Source organism: Monashia sp. HAY1-5C (assembly GCF_056755255.1).
This window is the reverse complement of record NZ_JBPGXG010000618.1, coordinates 1-247: the sequence shown is the minus strand read 5'-3', so window position 1 is coordinate 247 and position 247 is coordinate 1. Positions and strand designations below refer to the sequence as shown.

At 65.6% G+C, this 247-nt stretch carries 1 pseudogene; it reads left to right on the top strand.

From position 1 onward, the window contains the following. Positions 1–9 precede the first annotated feature (9 nt). A pseudogene (locus tag ACR9ZK_RS22940) lies at positions 10–247 on the top strand (2-oxoacid:acceptor oxidoreductase subunit alpha); the annotation flags it as partial.

Genomic DNA, 247 nt, shown 5'->3' with positions numbered 1-247 from the left:
TCGCAGAGCATGAGCACCAAGAAGGTCCAGCAGCTCGACCGCGTGGTCATACGGTTCGCAGGGGACTCCGGCGACGGCATGCAGCTGACCGGTGACCGCTTCACGTCACAGACCGCGCTGCTCAGCAACGACCTGTCGACGTTGCCGAACTTCCCCGCCGAGATCCGCGCACCCCAGAGCACGCTGCCCGGCGTGTCCAGCTTCCCGCTGCACTTCGCCGACCACACCGTCCTGACACCTGTCTCTT